The following is a 20,531-nucleotide window of genomic DNA, read 5'->3' as shown; positions in this document are numbered from 1 at the left end:
TCTTACTCACTTCTTTCGTAAATTCGAATACGCTTCTCCAGCACGACAAGCCCGCGCTCAATAATAATGCACACCAACCAGTAAATCAGAGACACCGCAACATATACCTCAAAAAAAGCCAACGCCCGCGCGCCCATAATTTTAGCCTGTCCCATCATATCGACGACACCGATCATAAAAATAAAAGACGTATCCTTCACCGTACTGATCAGCGTGTTTCCCAGATTGGGCAAAGCCACCGTCAACGCCTGTGGCAATACAATTTTGAGCATAATTTGTGTTTGGCTCATGCCGATGGAATTGGCTGCCTCAAATTGTCCTCGGTCGACTGAATGAATCGCCGCCCGGAACGTCTCCGACAGATAACCCCCGAGATTTAGTGAAAATGACAACAATGCGAAAACCTCGGGTGGAATCACGTAGATATTTAATTGCTGTAAGAAACCGTATTCGCTCTGAAAATAATATAAAAACTTGGGTATTCCATAATATACAAGAAACAGCTGCACAATGAGCGGTGTTCCCCGGATGTAGGAGACATACAGCGTAGACAGTTGCGCCAAGACAGGCACCTTGTATATCCGAATTAACGCCGTTGCCAACCCGATAATCGTACCCAGCAGCATGGACAAAAATGCAATCCATAGCGTAACGGGTAGATACTCAACGATCCGGGGAAGGCTTTTCAGCATATAATCAAGGTCAAACAGCTTTTCCATAGGAACCTCACTTTATCCTTTACATTGTTGTTACTGCGGGATATATTCCCCACCTGTCCATTGTTCAGACAATTTTTTCAGTGTTCCGTCCGTTTTCAACTCTTTAATAATCGGGTCGATTTTAGCTTTCAGCTCTTCGCCCTGCTTATCCTTTTTGAACACCAGATTGATATCATCCGTTTGCACAGGATCACCTATCGCTTCGACCTGCAAACCTTCCTTCTTGATCGTAGCAGCCGTCATGACTGGATCATTCACATAAGCGTCCACCCGGCCATTTTGTACGTCTTGAAGGTTATCGGACGAAGTGCCTGTATCATTGTATTTCAAAATAATTTTATTCCCATTCTTCGCATTATATTGTTCCAGCAATTGTGTGTAGGAATCGCCTACTGATGCGGCTACCTTCTTGCCTTCCAAATCCTTGAGAGAGTGTATATCCGTTCTGCCTTTTTTCACAACAATGACGGATTGTGCCTGAAAGTAGGATTCATCCGAGAACAAATATTTTTGCTCGCGCTCAGGATTTTTGGCGATTTCATCTGCTACGACCTGAATCTTGTTCGATTCCAGCGCCATGAAAATTCCGTCCCAGCCAGAAGGTACAAACTCAAACTTGTAGCCGTCCAGCTTCTTGTCGATCTCCTTGACTACTTCCACATCGTACCCGGTCAGCTCGTTTTTTTCATTCGTAAAAGCAAACGGAGGGTAGTCATTTTGTGTGCCTACATAGATTACCTTATCCCCCGATGCCGCATCCTTCGAGGAACATCCACTCAAGGCACCCGTTAATAACACAAGAGATAGGCCAATCGCTGCCACCAAAGCAGATTTCTTCATATATGACATCCCCTTTTTAATATCCAAGTAATTTACTATGATTTTATATTATAACGGGTTATTCAAATAATACAACAAGTAAATTTCATTTCGATTATTTATCCATATGTTGCACAAAAAAAGGACCCTTGCGGGTCCACTGTTATCCATGAAGCGGAAAACGCTCTGCTGGATGTTCCGGCAAAATGGACGAGATCAACCGTCGTACAGCCGGATGAGCAGATTCAAAAATCTGATCCTTCTCATCACAGCGCTCAATCAATCTTCCCTGCTCCATCACAGCAATGCCATCACAGACGGCATATGCCGCCCGAATATCATGCGTGATGAACAGATATGACAATCCAAACGAAGACTTCAGTTCTCCCAGCAGGGATAAAATATGCATCTGGTGAACCATATCGAGGCTGCTGACGGACTCATCCAGCACGATCAGCTTTGGTTTGAGCGCAATCGCCCGTGCAATGTTGATCCGCTGTAATTGTCCGCCGCTGAATTGATGCGGATATTTAATCCGATCTTCCGGCTTGAGGCCGACCCGTTCCAGCAGGCTTTCGACCGTTCTTTTTTGTTCCTGCACCGATAACCGTTCGTAATTGTCCAATGGCTCACCAATAATCTGCCCGGCGGTCATTCGGGGATTTACAGCAGAGTAGCAGTCCTGAAATACGACCTGCATATCCCGTCGCAGTCCCCTGCGGACTTGGGGGCTCGCATTATAAATGTCCTGTCCCTGGAACAGCACCTGACCCTCCTGCGGCTTCTCCAGCCCCAGAATAACCTTGCCCAGCGTGCTTTTACCGGCTCCGCTGGTACCAAGTAAGCCTAGGCAAAACCCACTTTCTATAGTAAGCGAAACGTTAGCCAACACAGGAGGACGTGGTTCAGAGCGGCCCAGCCATTTGCGCCTTCCATAGCTATGAGTTACTTTCTTCACTTGTAGCATGCGCATTCGCTCCCCTTTTGAAAGTGTAACCGTCGAACAGGCGACTAACCACCTACCTGATTTATGCCCCGAATGGACAACTTGGGTCTGACATGCAGCAGCATTTTCGTATATTCATCCTGCGGGTGATCGAATAACTGATGGACCTCAGCCTGCTCAACAATACGACCCTGCTGCATGACAGCCACTTCATCCGCCAATTGGGAAATGACGCCCAGATCATGCGAGATCAGCAAAATGGACGTATTGTATTCCGTACGCAAGCGATCCAGCTCTCTTAGCACCTGTAGCTGATTGACCACATCGAGCGCCGTCGTTGGTTCATCGGCAATAACCACTGCTGGCCGCAGGCACATGGAAATGGCGATCATGACTCGTTGCAGCATCCCGCCGCTCAACTGAAACGAATACCGCTTCATCAGCTTGGCTGGATCGGGCAGATTCATATTTTCCAGAGCCGTTATGGCAAGTTCATGGGCCTGTCGTTTGGTTAATCCGGTGTGCGTGCGGACCGTTTCCATAAACTGAGCTCCGATCGTATACACTGGCGTAAAAGCGCTCATCGGATTTTGCATAATAAACGCGATTTCCTTGCCCCGAATACGGCGCATCTCCTCGGCCACCATTCCGTTCAGCTCACGCCCGTTCAGACGGACACTACCTTCCACGTCCATCGTCTGGCGATCCAGCAGTTGGAGCAACGCTTTACAAGTCACTGTTTTGCCGCTTCCACTCTCGCCGACAAGACCCAGTACCTGTCCCTTTTTCAGCTCAAAATGAGTTGGCTCCAGCAGAGATACCGCCCCGGCATCGGTTTTGAGCTTCACCTGTAAGCCGCTGACCTCCAGCACCTTCTCCCTGTCGTCCATCGTTGTAACTCACTCCCGTTTTACTGACGTTTGGCAATTCCGTATCGGTCGGACAGCGCCTCCCCCAATATATTGAAGGCCATCACCACCACCAGAATCATAACCCCCGGATAGATCATTAATTCCGGATGACTGCGTATGTATCCCGTTCCCTCATGAATCATCGCTCCCCATTCGGGAGTCGGCGGCTGAATGCCTAGACCAAGGAACGACAACGCGGAAATATCCATGATCGCCCAGCCCATTTCCAGCGTACCAATGACCACAATCGGCCGCAGCACATTCGGAATAATATGCCGCCGGATAATGGCCCCTGAGGAGGACCCGCTAATCCTTGCAGCAGCTATAAAATTCCGTTCTTTCAGACTGACGACCATATTGCGGCACATTCTGGCATAATACACCCACTGCACCATCATTAAGGCAAGCAGCACCTGCATGAGGCCCGGCCCAAAAATACCGACAATGCCCAGCACAAGCACCAAATTCGGAAACGCCATAATACCTTCGCAAAACCGCATCAACACACTATCGACCCAGCCGCCCACATAACCTGCTAGCGACCCGACCACAACGCCGATGCTAAGCGAGGACAGGAAAATTAATGTCGCAAAACCGAGGGAAATCCGCGCTCCATACAGCAACCGGGATAAATTGCACCGACCCAAATGATCGGTCCCCAGCCAGTATTCTTTCGAAGGTCCCTCCAGCTTGTGCAGTAAATTGACTTTAACCGGATCATGGGGAGCCAGCCAAGGAGCTAGCGCCATAATGATAAAAAGAGCAGCCAGTACGACAGAGCAGACCACGATTACCTTTTGACCTTTGAACATTGTACGCAACCTTATCATCACTGCTCTGCTCGTCCCTTCGATGAAATTCGGGGGTCCATATACAAATGCACCAGATCAACGAGCAAATTGCATACGATGAACAGGCATGCCGCCAAAAACACATAGCATTGTATGACGGGAATATCCCGGTTAAAAATCGCTTCCACAAAATAACGGCCAAACCCGGGCCATGAAAACACCTGCTCCACAATAATTGTTCCGGTCAGAAGCTTGCCCAGATTCATACCCAGACTTGTAATCAGTGGAGCAATGGCAATTTTCAGTACATGCTTGAGCATGATTACCCGCTCACGAATCCCTCTAGTTCTGGCATACTGCACATACGTTTCCTGAAGCTGCTCCAACACACTGGAACGCAGCAGGCGCGTATATAAAGCAATCAGAACCAGCGACAGGGTCACCGTGGGCAACACCAGATGCTGCCACGTTCCTCGCCCCTCTACAGGGAGCCAATCCAATCGGACAGAGAAAAAGAAGATTAACAAATATCCCAGCCAGAACTGGGGTATAGATGCGCCAAAATATGAAATTCCTCGACTAAGCATGTCGATCCATCCATTTTTACGCATCGCCGCCAGCACGCCCAGTGGAATACTCACCACAATAGATAGCACCATACTGCTCACAGCCAATTCAAAAGTGGCGGGCAGCCGAACCTTGACCTCATCCCACACCGGCTTGTTGGTCAGATACGAAGTACCAAAGTCCAATTGACTGATTCTTTGAAGTGTATGCATATACTGCGTCAGCAAAGGCTGATCCAGCCCGAACTCATGTCTTTTCTGCTCCAGAATCTCTGGAGTAGGATAAATATGAGCAGCCGTCAAATAGGCCTCGGCCGGATCAACTGGTGAAATATGAATCAGTGCAAAGGTAACGAGGGTGGCAAAGAGAACAATAGGAATGACCGCTACCATTCGCTTCCCGATATAGCTGATCATGAGTTGTCCTCCTATCCTGTAAACTACCGTTACCTATCGGCTTCAGCTACTTTCCGATTTCAATTCCCTCAAACGGATTTTCATCCCGATTAGCCGGGAATACAAAGTTTGTAATCTTTTTCTGGTACACTGCCGTTTTCTTAATATAAGAAATAGGCACAATGGCAGATTGCTCCTGAAGCGTCTTCAGAATCGAAGCATACAGCTCTTGACGCTTGGTTTCATCTGTCGATGAGAGCGCTTCGTGTACTTGCTGATCCAGGTCTTTCTTCATCGGAAGGGCACTCAGCACCTCGGAAATTCCGAAGCTCTTCTTGGCAATGACATTAATAAAGGAGTGCGGATCATAAGGCGCACCATAGTTGTACCAGAAGTACAGATCAAACTGGTTGGATCTAAGGCGCTTAATTTGAACCGTCAGCTCCAGTCCGGTCAGGTTCACTTTGACACCCAATTCTCCCCATTCAGCCTGAATGGTTTCAGCCATCGCCTTTTGGATCGGATCAGTCTTATCAAAAATCAGCTCAAAATCCAGCTGTTGTCCGTCTTTTTCCCGTACTGTACCGCCTGCGGGCAGCTTCCAGCCAGCCTCATCCAGCAACGATTTGGATTTTTCCACATCATAGCCAACAGGCTGTAAGTTTACATTCGTATACGGATAGTTTTTGGATAAAACCGTATCCGCTGTTTCCTCCAGCCCCGAGGTTACACCTTCCACCATTGCCTGCTTGTTAAAGCCATGCTGGAGTGCCAGACGTACCCGAAGGTCTGCCAGCTTGGGATTGGATGAGTTGAGTAACAGGCTTCTTGTACCTACAGGCTCGGACAGCGTGGTAACATACTGATTCGTGTCGCGAAGCTGTTTGAAAGCATCCAGACTAATGACACCCTCTCCATAAATCAGATCCAGGTCGCCTTTTTCAAAGGCCATTACACGGGTTTCGCCATCGGGAATGATTTTTACCGTAATTTTATCCACCTTCGGTGCAGTACCCCAATAGTTCGGATTACGCTTAAAGGTTGCATATTCATCTTGCTTGTATTCATCCAGCATCCAAGGTCCTGTACCTACAGGTTTCTTGATTCCTTTGGACGTATCTCCATCATCCGGGAACCCCGCTTCACCCAGAAAACGGAACGGGCGAACGACAGACAAATCCTGAAGCACTGGGTAGTATGGCTCTTTGAGCGTCATTCGGAAGGTGCTGTCATCTACAGCTTCAGTTTTGTCGAGAACGCCTACTATACCAAGCCAGCTGTGCGTTTTCTCATTTTTCATAATAGCGTCAAAGTTCTTTTTGACAATGGTCGCATTAAATAGCGTTCCATCCGAAAATTTCACACCTTTGCGCAGCTTAAACGTATATATTTTGCCGTCCTTGGAAATAGTCCAGGATTCAGCCAAAGCAGGCTCCAGCTTGCCTCCTTGCTTGTAGCTGACTAACGGCTCATAGACCATGGATTGTGCAAAAAGTTGGGAAGGATTGTATACGTGAGGATTCATCGTACCAATGTCACGCGGCCACGATAGCGTGATCGACTTTTCATTGGCAGCTCCGTCAGTAGAGGTGGATGCAGGGGTGTTTTCCTGCTTCGCGCAGCCCAAAACAACGGATAATAAGAGGAGCGCCACCAACATAAGGGTGGCAGTCTTGCGGTGTCGAACGGACATCAATGTATTTCCCCTTTTCTATATATGTGATAATGATTATCATAATCATATTTAGAATAGGTACCACGTTCTATTTTGTCAACAATATTCGACAAGCAATCCTCTTATTTATTTTAAATTTGTATAATATTAAATTTATGGCTTAATTCTCCAACGTTTGAAACAGAGTACGCGTGTACTCGTGCTGTAACAAGTCTTCATCCCATTCCTTAAAGATTTCCACGATCTCCCCCTGAACCATGACGGCAACTCGATCACAAAACTGACGAGTAGATTGGAGATCATGAGTGATGAATAGGTAGGACAACTGACGCTCCATCTGCATTCTTTTGAGCATGTCCAGTACAGAAGACTGCGTTGTCGTATCCAGATTGGCGATCGATTCATCGAACAAGATAATATCCGGCTCCACCGCCAACGCTCGGGCAATACATACCCGCTGTTTTTGCCCGCCACTCAGCTGTGCTGGGTATTTTTCCAGACTGTCAGCCTCCAATCCTACTGATTCCAATAGAGACAGACAAATATCCAGCGCCTGCACTTTTAGCTCAGGAAAATAGTTGTGGATCGGCTCCATTAAAATATCTCGAATGGTCATACGAGGATGCAATGAGGAGGACGAATCCTGTGCAACCAACTGGATTCGCTTGTACAACTGAACGTCCTTCATCTTTTCGAAATGTATAGGCTGATGATCCAGCCAAATCTCCCCTGAGGTCAACGACTCCAGCCCTAGAATACATTGTGCCAGCGTACTTTTGCCACTTCCACTTTCTCCAACCAATCCAAGACACTCCCCCTGCCGTAACTCCAGACTCACCTTCTTCACGGCCTGCTCGCTATCTTGCGTGCTGAACCAGCCTTTTCTCCGTTTGCGGACAGGGTATGCTTTGGTCACATTCTTCAATTCCAGCATCACTGGTGCATCCTTCCTTCCGGGCTCATCTCCAACACTCGATCTGCTATGCGGCTCATACCTTGGCGATCATGTGAAATCAACAATATGGTGAGATCAAAGTCTTCTCTCAATTGTTGCAGCAATGCCAAAACCTTGTCGCGGTTGATAACATCCAACGCCGTAGTAGGCTCATCGGCAATAAAGAGGCTCGGACCTGAGCTTAACATTGCAGCCAGCAGCACCCTTTGACACATGCCTCCGCTTAGTTCAAAAGGATATGACGACAAAATATGCTCAGGATCTGCAAACCCAACCTTGCGGAGCAGAGAGCGCAAATAGGCCTCCCGCACTGGAGTAGCGCCTCCTCTGGCTATCTCCATGGCACGGATCAGCATCTGCCGCATCCGTGGCAGCACGCCCAGCGGGTGGACTTGCTGCGGTGCAGTGTGGGATGGGGCAGCACCAGCTTGCCCCGGCTCCATCTGGTCGTGCGGCATCCGACGCCGCCCGTGCAGTCTAAGCGTATCCATCAGCTGGGCGCGGACAGTCCGGATCGGATTCAACCCGCTCAGCGATTGTTGAATGAGCAGGGCAATATCCTCTCGGCGCAGCCTTTGCCAGCGCCGTTCCTGGAACGGGAGAGTGTCTTCCCCGTTATAGTAGATACGCCCTTGCGTAACACCGATACCTGGCTCCAGCATGCCTGCGATTGCGTGTGCGGTCAGACTCTTGCCGCATCCGCTCGGTCCGGTCAGGGCCACAATCTCCCCTGAATATATGGAAAAGCTCACATCCCGCAGCAGTGGTTTGCTCCCACTTCCGCTTGCTCCTACGCCTGTGCGGCAGATTTCCAAATGTTCCACGTGTAACAACGGTTTTCGCCCTGCCACTTGTTCTATCGTATCCTTGCCCCCAAGGGCTATTTGATCTCCCACTATTTGGCCGCCCCCTTTTCCGAAAAGCGGTCGCCCAAAAGCTGGCAGGCAAGTACGAATAGCATAATCGCCAAGCCCGGGAAAATCATGACATGCGGAGCCACCTGAAAATATGAGGTTGCATCATGCAGCATCACGCCCCACTCTGGCTTGGGCGGCTGTACACCCAGTCCAAGAAAGGACAGCCCAGCGATCATCAGCACCACGCGTCCGATATCCCATACCGCATAAACCAACAACTGCGGCAACGCTTGTGGCAATACATAACGTCTCAGTATACGCACGTGTGAATTGCCGGATAAACGGGCATACCGAACGTAGTCCTCCTGACAGGCTTTTTGAACCAGACTACGGATATACCGGACATAGCCCGCCCACCGTACCGCAATAATCGCAAGGGTCATGTTAACAAAACCCGGGCCCAAAATGCCCACAATTGCCACCGTTAAAATAATATCAGGAAAAGCCAATACGCCATCGATTCCCCGCATGATCAGCTGATCTACACGTCCACGCACATAACCAATGAGCAACCCTATAGGCAGACTAAAGCACAGCGTAGCTACAGTAATTGCACATGCGATTAGCACGCTCGTCCGTATCCCATAAATTAGCCGTGACAGCACATCCCGACCCAGATGATCCGTACCGAAAGGATATTTCCGACTGGGTGGTGCCAGACGGTTCAAAAGATCCACTTGAAGAGGATCATGAGGAGCGACCCATGGAGCCAATAACCCAAGCAGCACGATCAGACCAAAAAGTACGCCTCCTGCCAGCAAGCTCCCTTGAAAGGAAAGCCGTATCTTTTTCATTTTCAGCTTCCCCCTTAACGCAAACGTAGCCTCGGATCTATCGCCGTCTGGACCAAATCCACCAAACACTGAACACCTACAATTAAAAATACGGCAAAAATAACATACCCCTGAATCACCGGATAATCTCGCTGGGTAATCGCATCTATAAAATACTTACCTAACCCCGGCCATGAAAAAATGGTCTCGACGATGACATTACCTGCCAGCATAAATGATAGATTGGTACCTAGCAGTGTAATCATAGGCAGAACCGCATGCTTAAATATCTCAAAAAACAGGATATGCATACGGGAAAAGCCTCGGGCCTTCGCTGCTTTCACAAAATTCCGGTCACCCAGCTCCAGCATTTGAGCACGCAGTACACGTGCTTGTACCGCTCCCAAACCTGCACCAAGAGTCAGCGCTGGGAGCACTAGATGTGTCCAGTCCTCCCTTCCCATGGATGGGAGCCAGCCCAGGCGAACGGAGAATAGATAGATCAACAGAAACCCAAGCCAAAAAGAGGGAATCGACGATCCCAGCAGGGCAAACAGCCTGCCCAGACGATCCAGTGGGCCGCTGATTTTTAGCGAGGCAGCCAGTCCCAGCCCCAGCGTAAGCACCGTCATGACGGCAAAGCCCGCAGCAGCTAGCTCCACAGTAGCAGGCAGTCTGTTCCATAGTTCGGCTAGCACGGATTCCTTGGATACATACGAGGTGCCCCAATGCCCCGTGAACACATCTCGCAGCCAGTTCACATATTGAATATGAAGCGGCTCGTTTAAGCCCAGTTCCTGCCGTAGCGTCGTCAACGCCTCCTCAGAGGCAGGGACATTATGCGCGGTGAGCAAAATAGTAGCAGGGTCACCAGGAGCGAGCCGCATCAGTACAAAAGTCAGCGTGGATACAACGAATACAATGATGAGCAGCTGCGCCACACGTTCCAGTATAAAACGAATCATAGGATACGCAGCTCGTTATTCCGTAATATCAGATTGCGCTGTAATGTAGTAATACTCGATCGGATGGGGTGTAAAACCCTCCACCCCTTTTTTCACACCAAACACATTATCAGGATGCACAATGAACGACTGTGGCAAATCCGCATTGATGATATCCAGCGCTTGTAGTGTCACAGCATTACGCTGCGCTGTATCCTTCGCCAGCTTCAAGCTGTTAAGAATACTCTCTAGCGGTTTGGAACTATACCGGCTTACATTGGCTTCGCTTTTCGAAGAATAAAACATGTCCATAAAATATTGCGGCTCTCCTGTATGAGCAGTAAGCATGCTGTACATTGCAAAATCCCAATCGTTTTTGGTCAACGCCTCGTCGATATTTTCCACCTTGCGAATCTTGACCTGGATTCCCTCTTTCAGCAATTGGCTTTGGATGACCTCAGCCATAACGGAGAGCTCTGGACGCTGAGGGAAAGTCAGCAGTGTAACCTCGAACGGCTTGCCTTGCTTAGTCCATGTCCCTTGGGCGTCTTTCTGCCAGCCATCCTTCGTCAACAGCTGCTCTGCCGTTCCGTTCAGCGCTTTACGCTCAACTTTACCGAAGGGAAGAATGCTCGGGAACGGACTGCTTGCTTCCGTACCGAAGCCCCTCATGACGGCGCTCACAATCGATGTGCGCGGAATCAGGCTGTCCACCACCTTACGGTTCGCCGCATCCTTGAATACTGGCGATTCCATATTGTACACGATCATATGGGTGCGCAAGGAGGGAGCCGACAGCACTTGTAGCTTGTCGTTCTTTTTCAGTACCTCTGCGTTATCAACCGGAATATCCGTCGCTACGTCCACCTCGCCGGATTGCAGCGCCATCAGACGCGAATTCCCGTCCGTAATGAACTTCATCGTCGCTTCAGCCAGTCGTGCCTTCTCGCCCCAATATCCGTCATAACGCTCTACGACCAACGATTGGTCCTTGTTGAACGCTTTGATTTTAAAGGCGCCTGTCATCGCTGGGTAACTCTGCTCATCTTTCATCGATGCCACATCCAGTACAATTGTCGATGGATCAGCTAGATTGGACACCAGCGCCGCGTTCGGCTGGTTTGTCGTGATTTTCAAAGCCAGCGGGCCGCTTACATCAATGGACTTCACATTCAGTAAATCCTTAGCCAGATGGCTTTTCTCGATAGAGCGCAGCAAAGACGCTTTTACACCTGCTGCATCCATACTCTTTCCATCATGAAAAGTGACTTTATCCTGCAAGCTGAACGTCCAAACTGTAGGACTATCCTGCTTCCACTCCTTTGCCAGCCAAGCCACAGGCTCCAGCTTTTCATTCAAACGTACCAGTGTCTCACCTGCACCGGATCGCATCACATCCCAGCTATTATCTCCGTGCGGGTCAACGCCTGACGGTTTCCATGTATACGCCATTACCAGCTTTTTATCTGTCGCTGTTTGTTGTGCTGACGCGTTTTCACCTTTGCCGGAGCTATCCGACGTCTTATTGCTGGCACATCCCGAAAGAGCCATAACTGCCAGCAACAGCATCACCCCTGTACATATCAACCATGAACGCCTACTACGATTGCTAATCATTCAAAGAATCCCCCTCTATCTTGTAAAATCATATAAACCTAACGCAAAACGCGAAAAAAGCATTCCGGACCACTTGATCAGCAGTCAGAAATGCTTTCATTATAAAATGTCAAAACTCACCTCGAAGCCAACTCCAAAAACATAGAAGGGATCAGATCGGTTTCAGACATTCCGTATGCAGCACGCCTAACCACCTCCCCAGCATCCCGTGGGTCTGACAGTGATGTCAAAACAGGCAGGTCTCCTGACTCCAGGCGCATCTTTCAGGCCTTCCCGGTTCTTCACAGTTCCAGTGGCTGTTCTGAAAGCTCCAGCAGTATCCTGCTGATGCCTGTATACAGTGGCGGGCCCGTGTCGGAATCAACCGAACTTCCCTTTTAAGTGAACACGCTCAACAACTATCCACATGGTCTCAACAAAACCCCGTACATAGAGTCGTCCGGCTCACACCTGTTTTCTTCCTTTATTTCTTTCCATTACGATCTTATTTTGTTGTCACAGGCTTGTCAATAAATGCTGCACAATATTTTAAATTTGAACGATACAGCGAGATTGAAGGTGATGTCTATTCATTGCGTGCACGAAATGAACGTGCTAAAATTAGGTATAGAGATAATCATCGTGTCCGTATACTAAAAAGAGTCTTCGCCGCGCCAACGGCAAAGACTCTAGGACTTGAAAGGCTGTGGATCACCACCACGGCGCGCTGCATAACTAAATGTTAATGCAAACGAAACCCACCGTTAGGGGCCAACCTAATTACGCGGTGGGTTTTCGCTTGTTCCGAAATTTTCGACGTAGCCAGCGATAAAGTTTACGAATACTAAACACCAGGCTTAGTAACGTAACCATCCAACGCAACACATCGTAGCACGACACAAGGTTGACCATCGGCTTCACCCCCTTTCGGGAAGCTGCACCGTGGTCCGAAAACATCCACCACTATTCAAAATCCATAAGGTAAATTATACCACTGCCTCGCCCACTACTCTAGCAAATTCCTCTAGTAAATAAATCAACTTAAGAGCTAACTTTAGCGCCACTGCACAGTCGGACAGGGTCAATATCTATATGTCCCCAGACGGCAAGGGTTTATTTATCCCTAATCATCAAACCTTCTGTGGAACCTCCTGAACCGTCACGCTTTTGACCGAGTCCCCTTGTTTTCTCGTCAAAACGATGTTCAAGACAATCGCTGTAATCGAGCCTGAAACGATACCATTTTGCAACAGCATTTTGGCAAAGCTCGGCAGCTGGTCGAACATTTGTGGCAGAACGGCAGAGCCTAGGCCCACGGCAATACTGCATGCTGCGATCAGCAGATTGCTTTCCTTCCGCAGATCCACTTCTGACAGAATAGACATGCCTGATGCAGCGACCGAGCCGAACATGACGATCATCGCCCCGCCCAGCACAGCGTTAGGAATCACTGTCGTTAAAGCAGCCAGCTTAGGCAGCAAACCGAGAACAACCATGATACCGCCCGCAGCAAAAATAACGTTCCGCGATTTGACGCGTGTGAGTGAGATCAGACCCACATTTTGCGAGAAAGCTGTATAAGGAAACGCGTTAAAAATACCCCCAAGCATGATCGCAAGTCCCTCGGAACGCAGACCATTGACGATCTGCTTCTGCTCCACCTTCTGATCAATTGCTTTGCCTACTGCCAAATAAACGCCTGTAGACTCAACCATACTGACAATATTGACGATAATCATCGTACAAACTGCCATAATGCTAAACTCAGGCTTACCAAAATAAAACGGCTGTGCAACACTCACCCATGAAGCCTCCGCCACGGGAGCAAAATGCACCATTCCCATTCCATAAGCAACCACTGTGCCCGCGAACAACCCAATAAGCACGGAAATCGAGCGCAAAAAGCCTTTTGCCAACCGATTCACAAGCAGAATAACCAGTAGTGTGACTAAGGCCAACAGTAAATTACGTGGCTGTCCAAAGTCCGAACTGCCCTGACCCCCTGCTACATTGTTCATCGCCACCGGAATAAGGGATAGACCGATAATCGTAACGACCGAACCTGTAACCACCGTCGGGAAAAAGCGTAGCAGCTTGCCATACAACGGTGCTGCTAACACCACAAATATACCAGACAAAATAATGGCACCATACGCTGTCGCTAAATTTGAGGTCGAAGCAATCGCGATGATGGGCCCTACTGCCGTAAACGTACAGCCTAAAATGACAGGCAGTCTACTACCGAAAAAGCGTGTGCCCATAATCTGTAATAACGTAGCAATCCCGCAAGTGAACAGATCGGCAGCCACCAAATAAGCCATCTGGGCTGGCGTCAGGTGCAATGCTCCCCCTACAATTAGAGGTACAGCAATTGCTCCAGCGTACATCGCCATGACATGCTGGAAGCCCAGCGCGAATAACTTTTGTTTACTTAACATCCCACATTCTCCTTAACGGGAGGAATCACCACGCCAGCTTCCTCTATAAAATGAACCTCGCCTGGTGCCATGGAAGCGATACGCGCAAGAGAGCGCACAGCAATGCCTCTCTGCTCCAACAGTCCACGACCTTCCTGGAAGCTCTTCTCAATCACACAGCCAACCCCGGCCAGCTCCGCTCCTGCTTCCTTCACAATATCCGTAAGTCCAACCAATGCTGCGCCAGTAGCCAAAAAATCATCTACGATTAGCACATGGTCGCTGGCATCGAGATATTTTTGGGAAATACTCACCTGATAGGTTTCCTGCCGAGTGAATGAATGAACCTCGGCGAAGTATACCTGCTCATTCAGCGTGATTGCTTTCTTTTTCTTCGCATAAATGAACGGGACCCCCAAGGCAATAGCAGTAGCCATAGCAAATTGAATACCACTAGCTTCAATTGTAAGCACCTTGGTGATCGGAGCACTGCCGAAAAGGCGTGCAAACTCCTTACCAATCTCCAATGCTAATGCTGTATCTACCTGATGATTCAAAAATGAATCTACCTTTAATACGGTGTCAGATAAAATTTGTCCCTCTTGACGAATACGTTCCTCCAAAGCTTTCATTATGCGAGTATCGCTCCTTCTGTACTTTAAAATAGTATAAAACCTGCCAAAACCAAAAAAAGGACAGGCTCCCTTGAGTTGTTTCTCAAGTGAAGCCTGTCCTTGGGGGTTGTAATCCCTGACGGATTGGCGCACAAATAAATGCCCGCATTCATCCAAAGCCGATGCGCTATCACTCATAGTCGGACGATTACAGTGGTCATCCGGTAGAAACTTCTGGGCCATATCCCCAATATTATACGAGTCATATGAAATTGATATCTTGTATACTACACCCTCTGGCGGGCGGTTTCAAGACTATTTTTCATACAGACAGCGGCATTTGGAGAACCTTCCACAATTGGAATATCGTAAATCAAGCCGACCTTTGTTCAAGGTATATATATTGTAAGGACTTTGCATAATCCTGATTGTAGAAAACAGATAAAAAACAAAAATACATGCAAAACAACATTTAATTTTAATTATAATTTTAGAAAACAAAAATAAAACCACAAATTATACTTCCGTTTATGTTGACTACAAAGAAAAACGGAAGTAGTATGGAGTTAGTTAAGAAAGCAAAAGGCAGACTTTCAGGCTGCCAGTATTTTATCCATGCAAGGAGATTGGGTATGAATAATTATCTTGCTGTTGATATTGGAGCTTCAAGCGGAAGGCTCGTAAGTGCAACTCTGCAAGGTGACCAGCTACACTTGCAAGAGCTTCACCGTTTCAACAACTCCTTTACCGAAAAAAACGGACACGATTACTGGAATATCGACGAACTATTGAATGAGATTATTCAGGGCTTGCAAAAAGCTAAACAGACGGGGATTCACTCCTGTACGCTCGGCATTGATACATGGGCTGTAGATTACGTGCTGCTTGATCAGAAAGGAAACCGCATTCATGAGGTATACGCTTACCGGGATGCACGTACCCTCCATGCGCCCGACAGGCTGCACCAGATCATCAGTCGAGAGGCTGTGTATGAGAAAACAGGCATTCAGGAACTAAACTTTAATACCCTGTATCAACTGTTTGTCCATGATCGGGAACAGCTTGCCCAGGCGGATAAAATATTGATGGTCCCCGATTATCTGTACTATCGCCTGACAGGCATCATGATCAATGAAATGACGAATGCGTCCACGATGCAGCTTCTCAACGTGAACACACGAGAGTTTGATGAAGACCTGCTGTCCCTGCTCCAACTGCGACGCAATCAGTTTTCAGAGCTTGCCGAGCCTGGACGGGTTCTGGGTTCTCTTTTGCCGGAGCTTGTTCAAAAATACGATCTTCCGGACTGTCAGATCATTCTTGCGCCTACTCACGATACTGCATCGGCTGTTGCAGGTGTTCCGTCACAGCGGGAAGAATCTTGGGCCTATATTAGCAGCGGAACGTGGTCACTACTGGGAATGGAACGTTCCAAAGCCTTGAATACCAAGGCAGCCATGCAGGCGAACTACACGAATGAGTGGGGTGCTTACGGTACGTACCGTTTTCTGAAAAATATTATGGGATTGTGGATGATTCAGGAGGTTAGGAGGGAGGGCGGTTCCGCACATAGCTTTGCTGAATTGGCCGAACTGGCTTCAGCAGAGACACCGTTTGTCAGTCTCGTCCTCTGTAACCAGTCATCCTTCTTAAACCCGGATAGTATGACCCTTGAAATCCAGCGATTCTGTGAAGAAACAGGCCAGCCCAGCCCCAGAACGCCGGGTTCGCTCGCCCGCTGTATTTTCGACAGTCTGGCCTTAAGCTACCGCGATGCCTTACACGAACTGCAACGTTTAACAGACGAAACGATTACCAGATTGTACATTGTCGGCGGAGGCGCTAACAACGAATTACTATGTCAGCTTACAGCCGATCTCTTGGGAATTGAGGTTCAGGCAGGTCCTTCCGAATCTACAGCCATCGGCAATATTGTCGTGCAATTAATCAGCTCTGGTGTTCTTGAGGATCTCAAAGCTGCTGGCCGTACCATCGCCCGCTCCTTTCCGACTCGGCTATATGAACCGAAATCGGTGGAAGGCTTGCAAGAACTCCTGGATCGCTGGGAGCGCCTCAAGATACAAGCAACATCCTCTATTCAGATATCTCAATAAAGGAGTAAAGCCATGAATGAAGCTATTGAAGCCAGTTATAACGAAGCGAAAAAGCTGTATGCCCGCCACGGTATTCAAGTTGACGACATTTTACGGAAGCTTTCACAAATCAAAATATCACTGCACTGCTGGCAGGGAGATGATGTTCAGGGATTTCTGTTCAAAGACAAACAGCTTAGCGGGGGGATTGCCGTAACGGGCAGCTACCCGGGCAGAGCAGGCACGCCGCATGAGTTGCGTCAGGATTTAGAAAAAGCTCTATCGCTTATTCCGGGTAAACACAAGGTCAATCTGCACGCAATCTATGCGGACACCACAGAACAAGTGGATCTGGATCAACTGGAGCCACGCCATTTTCAGAACTGGGTAGACTGGGCCAAACAGCAAGGGCTCGGGCTTGATTTTAATCCAACTTTGTTCTCCCATCCCAAAGCGGAAGACGGCTTCACACTGAGTCACAAGGATTCGGAAATCCGCGATTTCTGGATCACACACTGCAAAAAATCACGCAGGATTGCAGAGCATTTTGGCAAAGAACTCGGTCAGCCCTGTGTCACAAACCACTGGATGCCGGATGGCTATAAAGATACTCCGGTTGATCGGTTGGCTCCAAGAGAACGTCTGCGTGATGCGCTGGACGAAATTTTTAGCGAGGAAATCAGCGAGGAATACAACATCGATGCGGTTGAAAGCAAGCTGTTTGGCATCGGCTCGGAAAGCTATGTCGTAGGCTCACATGAATTCTATATGGGATACGCCCTGACACGCGGTAAATCCATCTGTCTCGACGCTGGTCACTTCCATCCAACCGAAGTCATTTCGAACAAACTGTCCTCTGTGCTGATGTTCACCGATCAATTATTGCTCCATGTCAGCAGACCGGTTCGTTGGGACAGTGATCATGTCGTGACGATGGACGACGAATTGCTGGACATTGCCCGTGAGCTGGTTCGCGGTGAATTGCTTTCCCGAACCCATATCGGTCTTGATTTCTTTGATGGAAGTATCAATCATGTAGCAGCATGGGTCATCGGAACACGCAACACGATCAAAGCGCTACTTCGCGCTATGCTCGAACCGATTGAAGCATTAAAGCAGGCGGAAGAGGAACAGGATTTCACCACTCGTCTTGCTCTGGTCGAAGAGTTTAAATCGTATCCGTTTGGTGCCATATGGGATTACTATTGCGCTCAAAACGGCGTTCCTGTTCGTGAGGAATGGTTGGCCGAAGTAAAAAACTATGAACAACAGGTACTGCTGAAACGGTAACTACTGCACTGATAATGCTTATATTCATATCATACAAAGGGAGAGATTATCCATGACTACTGTGCTGGAGAATCAAAAAGAACGCAAATCGGGACTGGATATCCCATTTGTTCGCGAGATGGCGGAAATTACACAAAACATGTGGAAATTCGGCTGGGATGAACGCAATGGAGGTAATGTAAGCTATATTCTGGATGAAGCTGAGGTTGCAAAATATATAGATATTCATCAGGTCATTCGGACGATTAAACCTGCTTTTCCGGTGAATGAACTGGCTGGTAAATATTTTATCGTCACCGGATCAGGAAAATATTTCAAAAACGTAATTGCCGATCCGGAAGCCAATTTAGGAGTTCTTCGTGTCTCGCAGGATGGCGAGCAATTGGAAGTCTTGTGGGGCCTCAAACACGGGGCGGTGCCTACCAGTGAGTTACCATCCCATTTTATGGGCCACATTGAGCGCTTGAAGGTCGATCCTAACCATCGTGTTGTGATTCATAATCATGCCACCCATGTTATTGCCATGACCTTCATTCATAGTCTGGACGAAAACCAATTCACCAAAACGCTGTGGGAAATGTGTACCGAATGTATTGTCGTCTTTCCAGACGGTATCGGTGTAATCCCTTGGATGGTACCGGGCTCCAGCGAAATCGGCCGCGAAACGGCTAAAAAAATGAAGGATCATCACGCTGTATTATGGCCTCATCATGGCATTTTCGGAACGGGCAGCTCCATTGATGAAGCGTTTGGCCTGATTGAAACGATTGAAAAGGCAGCGCAAATTTATATGCTCATTGCACACCATGATATTCAGCAACGGATTACAGATCAGGAATTGGCCGATCTGGCCAAAGCCTTCAACGTTACTCCAAAAGAAGGCATCCTGAACGTATAAATGTAGGCTAATCTTCATCTCATAATACAGAACTTAAAAGGCTCCATGGCTCGTCTCAAATCGACCATGGAGCCTTTGGCATACCTAGTTTTAATTATATAACCCTTAATTCCAATGAATTAACTTGTAATTACGCTTCCCTTTATATACAATAAAATCAAAATTCCCTTATCTCCACCAAAGGAGAGGTGACAAGTTATGAAAAGAACAAAAAATGAAGATCACTTCGACATCGTGGAAGACCATTATTTCACAGCTACCGAACTGGAAAAATCCAGCGCCATTTGGCCAGTCAGACTGGGTATGGATATTTCGAAAACAAGCTGCCATGTCGGTCCCAAGGCTGTTCCTTATTTTTATTTGATTTTTGTACTTGAAGGTCAGGCTGAGTTTATTTATAAGCAGCAGAAGTACCGTGTCCAAAAGTCTGATTTATTCTGTTTTTTTCCGCATCTTGCCCATGAATATTACACCGATCAGGAGCACCCGTTGCAAAAGGTATGGATTGCCTTTGAGGGACCTAAATCCCTCGCGCTACTGGAGCGGATCGGAATTAATCCCTCTACGCCATTTATGGCTAACGCAGTGAGCGAGGAAATCCTTGAGCTTATCTCCAACCTGTTTTCCATCGTAAACGACAACAGACAGGGTAGCGATCTGGCCCGCTTGATTACACTGCATCAGATCTTCGAGGAGTTATCCCGCAACACATCTGACGTACTGCGCAACTTTGTATGCTCTGATTATTGGCTCCAGCAGGGGAAAGATTACATTGAAATGCATTATTGTGACCGTGTTACGATTGAGCAAATTGCCGAGCATGTAGGTGTGGATCGTGCGCATTTTTCACGTAAGTTCCATTCCACCTTCCTCATCTCTCCCGCCAAGTATTTGCAAAACCTCAAGATTAACGAAGCCAAAAGATTACTGGAGCAGACAACTTACAATTTGTCGATCATAGCCCAGTCCATCGGCTATACCGATATGTCCACCTTTTCCAAGGCATTTAAGAAAACAGCAGGGATTCCACCGCGTGAGTATCGCTTCCGACATCAGTCCCGGCAAGAGATTCGTACCGTCAACGCTTAGTCGGAATCCAGTAATGTTAAAGAGAGCCGCCGTATACGGTGGCTCTCTTTTTATGACCTGATCCTAATTTCCACTTGGTTCTGAGCCCTTTCAACGCTATAATAGGCTTCAAACCAACAGGA

At 48.0% G+C, this 20,531-nt stretch carries 19 protein-coding genes and 2 riboswitches; of the genes, 4 read left to right on the top strand and 15 right to left on the bottom strand.

Going from position 1 to position 20,531, the window contains the following annotated elements; translation table 11 throughout:
- Window positions 1-2: 2 nt before the first annotated feature.
- The 15 genes from NLX82_RS13960 to NLX82_RS13890 all read right to left on the bottom strand — a co-directional run bounded on the left by NLX82_RS13960 (window position 3) and on the right by NLX82_RS13890 (window position 15,057).
- The gene (locus tag NLX82_RS13960; protein WP_023990975.1) at window positions 3-719 is read right to left on the bottom strand and encodes an amino acid ABC transporter permease; all 717 of its coding nucleotides are present in this window, start codon (window positions 717-719) and stop codon (window positions 3-5) included.
- A 30-nt stretch (window positions 720-749) separates the two neighbouring features.
- Window positions 750-1,559, bottom strand: coding sequence for a transporter substrate-binding domain-containing protein (locus NLX82_RS13955; RefSeq protein WP_023990976.1), 810 nt, complete (start codon window positions 1,557-1,559; stop codon window positions 750-752).
- A gap of 142 nt (window positions 1,560-1,701) precedes the next feature.
- Window positions 1,702-2,511: a nickel import ATP-binding protein NikE gene (nikE, locus tag NLX82_RS13950; RefSeq protein ID WP_028540875.1), complete on the bottom strand. Its 810-nt coding sequence runs from the start codon at window positions 2,509-2,511 to the stop codon at window positions 1,702-1,704.
- A 38-nt stretch (window positions 2,512-2,549) separates the two neighbouring features.
- Complete coding sequence (locus tag NLX82_RS13945; RefSeq protein WP_053326416.1) at window positions 2,550-3,374, bottom strand: ABC transporter ATP-binding protein; 825 nt, start codon at window positions 3,372-3,374, stop codon at window positions 2,550-2,552.
- A 20-nt stretch (window positions 3,375-3,394) separates the two neighbouring features.
- Window positions 3,395-4,225, bottom strand: a complete 831-nt coding sequence (gene nikC / locus NLX82_RS13940) for a nickel ABC transporter permease subunit NikC (protein ID WP_080682961.1) — start codon at window positions 4,223-4,225, stop codon at window positions 3,395-3,397.
- Complete coding sequence (nikB, locus tag NLX82_RS13935; RefSeq protein ID WP_076156646.1) at window positions 4,225-5,169, bottom strand: nickel ABC transporter permease subunit NikB; 945 nt, start codon at window positions 5,167-5,169, stop codon at window positions 4,225-4,227. Before nikB (NLX82_RS13935) ends, nikC (NLX82_RS13940) begins: the two co-directional genes overlap by 1 nt.
- A 46-nt stretch (window positions 5,170-5,215) precedes the next feature.
- Window positions 5,216-6,841 (bottom strand): nickel ABC transporter substrate-binding protein, encoded by a 1,626-nt coding sequence (gene nikA, locus NLX82_RS13930; protein ID WP_068939154.1) that lies wholly within the window; start codon window positions 6,839-6,841, stop codon window positions 5,216-5,218.
- A gap of 142 nt (window positions 6,842-6,983) precedes the next feature.
- Window positions 6,984-7,760, bottom strand: coding sequence for an ABC transporter ATP-binding protein (locus tag NLX82_RS13925; RefSeq protein WP_068939156.1), 777 nt, complete (start codon window positions 7,758-7,760; stop codon window positions 6,984-6,986).
- On the bottom strand, window positions 7,757-8,674 hold the full coding sequence (locus tag NLX82_RS13920) for an ATP-binding cassette domain-containing protein (RefSeq protein WP_068939158.1): 918 nt from the start codon (window positions 8,672-8,674) through the stop codon (window positions 7,757-7,759). The genes NLX82_RS13925 and NLX82_RS13920 overlap by 4 nt, the downstream gene beginning before the upstream one ends.
- Complete coding sequence (gene nikC / locus NLX82_RS13915; protein WP_053326421.1) at window positions 8,674-9,489, bottom strand: nickel transporter permease; 816 nt, start codon at window positions 9,487-9,489, stop codon at window positions 8,674-8,676. The genes NLX82_RS13920 and nikC (NLX82_RS13915) overlap by 1 nt, the downstream gene beginning before the upstream one ends.
- A 14-nt stretch (window positions 9,490-9,503) precedes the next feature.
- Window positions 9,504-10,433 (bottom strand): nickel ABC transporter permease, encoded by a 930-nt coding sequence (gene nikB / locus NLX82_RS13910; protein ID WP_023990985.1) that lies wholly within the window; start codon window positions 10,431-10,433, stop codon window positions 9,504-9,506.
- A gap of 15 nt (window positions 10,434-10,448) precedes the next feature.
- Window positions 10,449-12,029 carry an ABC transporter substrate-binding protein gene (locus tag NLX82_RS13905; RefSeq protein ID WP_076156651.1) on the bottom strand — a complete coding sequence of 527 codons (1,581 nt, stop codon included), beginning with the start codon at window positions 12,027-12,029 and terminating at the stop codon, window positions 10,449-10,451.
- Window positions 12,030-12,145: 116 nt separating this feature from the next.
- Window positions 12,146-12,289, bottom strand: a complete 144-nt coding sequence (locus NLX82_RS13900; RefSeq protein WP_023990987.1) for a hypothetical protein — start codon at window positions 12,287-12,289, stop codon at window positions 12,146-12,148.
- A riboswitch (cobalamin riboswitch) is annotated at window positions 12,247-12,450 on the bottom strand. (Overlaps the previous gene by 43 nt.)
- A 688-nt stretch (window positions 12,451-13,138) precedes the next feature.
- Complete coding sequence (locus tag NLX82_RS13895) at window positions 13,139-14,446, bottom strand: nucleobase:cation symporter-2 family protein (RefSeq protein ID WP_028540883.1); 1,308 nt, start codon at window positions 14,444-14,446, stop codon at window positions 13,139-13,141.
- Window positions 14,440-15,057, bottom strand: a complete 618-nt coding sequence (locus tag NLX82_RS13890; RefSeq protein ID WP_023990989.1) for a xanthine phosphoribosyltransferase — start codon at window positions 15,055-15,057, stop codon at window positions 14,440-14,442. The genes NLX82_RS13895 and NLX82_RS13890 overlap by 7 nt, the downstream gene beginning before the upstream one ends.
- A 159-nt stretch (window positions 15,058-15,216) precedes the next feature.
- Window positions 15,217-15,320: riboswitch (purine riboswitch) on the bottom strand.
- Between the two features lie 351 nt (window positions 15,321-15,671).
- Between NLX82_RS13890 and rhaB the strand changes: the two genes are divergently transcribed.
- The 4 genes from rhaB (at window position 15,672) to NLX82_RS13870 (ending at window position 20,409) form a co-directional block, all read left to right on the top strand.
- On the top strand, window positions 15,672-17,153 hold the full coding sequence (rhaB, locus tag NLX82_RS13885) for a rhamnulokinase (RefSeq protein WP_028540884.1): 1,482 nt from the start codon (window positions 15,672-15,674) through the stop codon (window positions 17,151-17,153).
- 12 nt (window positions 17,154-17,165) lie between these two features.
- On the top strand, window positions 17,166-18,422 hold the full coding sequence (rhaA, locus tag NLX82_RS13880; RefSeq protein ID WP_023990991.1) for an L-rhamnose isomerase: 1,257 nt from the start codon (window positions 17,166-17,168) through the stop codon (window positions 18,420-18,422).
- Between the two features lie 52 nt (window positions 18,423-18,474).
- The gene (rhaD, locus tag NLX82_RS13875; protein ID WP_023990992.1) at window positions 18,475-19,320 is read left to right on the top strand and encodes a rhamnulose-1-phosphate aldolase; all 846 of its coding nucleotides are present in this window, start codon (window positions 18,475-18,477) and stop codon (window positions 19,318-19,320) included.
- Window positions 19,321-19,518: 198 nt separating this feature from the next.
- Window positions 19,519-20,409 (top strand): helix-turn-helix domain-containing protein, encoded by an 891-nt coding sequence (locus NLX82_RS13870; protein WP_023990993.1) that lies wholly within the window; start codon window positions 19,519-19,521, stop codon window positions 20,407-20,409.
- Window positions 20,410-20,531: the final 122 nt, after the last annotated feature.

Source organism: Paenibacillus sp. A3M_27_13 (assembly GCF_024213315.1).
GTDB lineage: Bacteria > Bacillota > Bacilli > Paenibacillales > Paenibacillaceae > Paenibacillus > Paenibacillus polymyxa_B.
The sequence above is the reverse complement of the archived record's forward strand: the minus strand, read 5'-3'. Positions and strand labels throughout refer to the sequence as shown.

Coding starts and splice junctions, on each gene's coding strand:
- NLX82_RS13960 (WP_023990975.1), bottom strand. CDS start 719: ATGGAAAAGCTGTTTGACCTTGATTATATGCTGAAAAGCCTTCCCCGG.
- nikB (WP_076156646.1), bottom strand. CDS start 5,169: ATGATCAGCTATATCGGGAAGCGAATGGTAGCGGTCATTCCTATTGTT.
- nikE (WP_028540875.1), bottom strand. CDS start 2,511: ATGCGCATGCTACAAGTGAAGAAAGTAACTCATAGCTATGGAAGGCGC.
- NLX82_RS13900 (WP_023990987.1), bottom strand. CDS start 12,289: ATGCGCCTGGAGTCAGGAGACCTGCCTGTTTTGACATCACTGTCAGAC.
- nikB (WP_023990985.1), bottom strand. CDS start 10,433: ATGATTCGTTTTATACTGGAACGTGTGGCGCAGCTGCTCATCATTGTA.
- nikA (WP_068939154.1), bottom strand. CDS start 6,841: ATGTCCGTTCGACACCGCAAGACTGCCACCCTTATGTTGGTGGCGCTC.
- rhaB (WP_028540884.1), top strand. CDS start 15,672: ATGAATAATTATCTTGCTGTTGATATTGGAGCTTCAAGCGGAAGGCTC.
- nikC (WP_080682961.1), bottom strand. CDS start 4,225: ATGATAAGGTTGCGTACAATGTTCAAAGGTCAAAAGGTAATCGTGGTC.
- NLX82_RS13945 (WP_053326416.1), bottom strand. CDS start 3,374: ATGGACGACAGGGAGAAGGTGCTGGAGGTCAGCGGCTTACAGGTGAAG.
- NLX82_RS13955 (WP_023990976.1), bottom strand. CDS start 1,559: ATGAAGAAATCTGCTTTGGTGGCAGCGATTGGCCTATCTCTTGTGTTA.
- NLX82_RS13890 (WP_023990989.1), bottom strand. CDS start 15,057: ATGAAAGCTTTGGAGGAACGTATTCGTCAAGAGGGACAAATTTTATCT.
- nikC (WP_053326421.1), bottom strand. CDS start 9,489: ATGAAAAAGATACGGCTTTCCTTTCAAGGGAGCTTGCTGGCAGGAGGC.
- rhaA (WP_023990991.1), top strand. CDS start 17,166: ATGAATGAAGCTATTGAAGCCAGTTATAACGAAGCGAAAAAGCTGTAT.
- NLX82_RS13895 (WP_028540883.1), bottom strand. CDS start 14,446: ATGTTAAGTAAACAAAAGTTATTCGCGCTGGGCTTCCAGCATGTCATG.
- NLX82_RS13870 (WP_023990993.1), top strand. CDS start 19,519: ATGAAAAGAACAAAAAATGAAGATCACTTCGACATCGTGGAAGACCAT.
- NLX82_RS13905 (WP_076156651.1), bottom strand. CDS start 12,029: ATGATTAGCAATCGTAGTAGGCGTTCATGGTTGATATGTACAGGGGTG.
- rhaD (WP_023990992.1), top strand. CDS start 18,475: ATGACTACTGTGCTGGAGAATCAAAAAGAACGCAAATCGGGACTGGAT.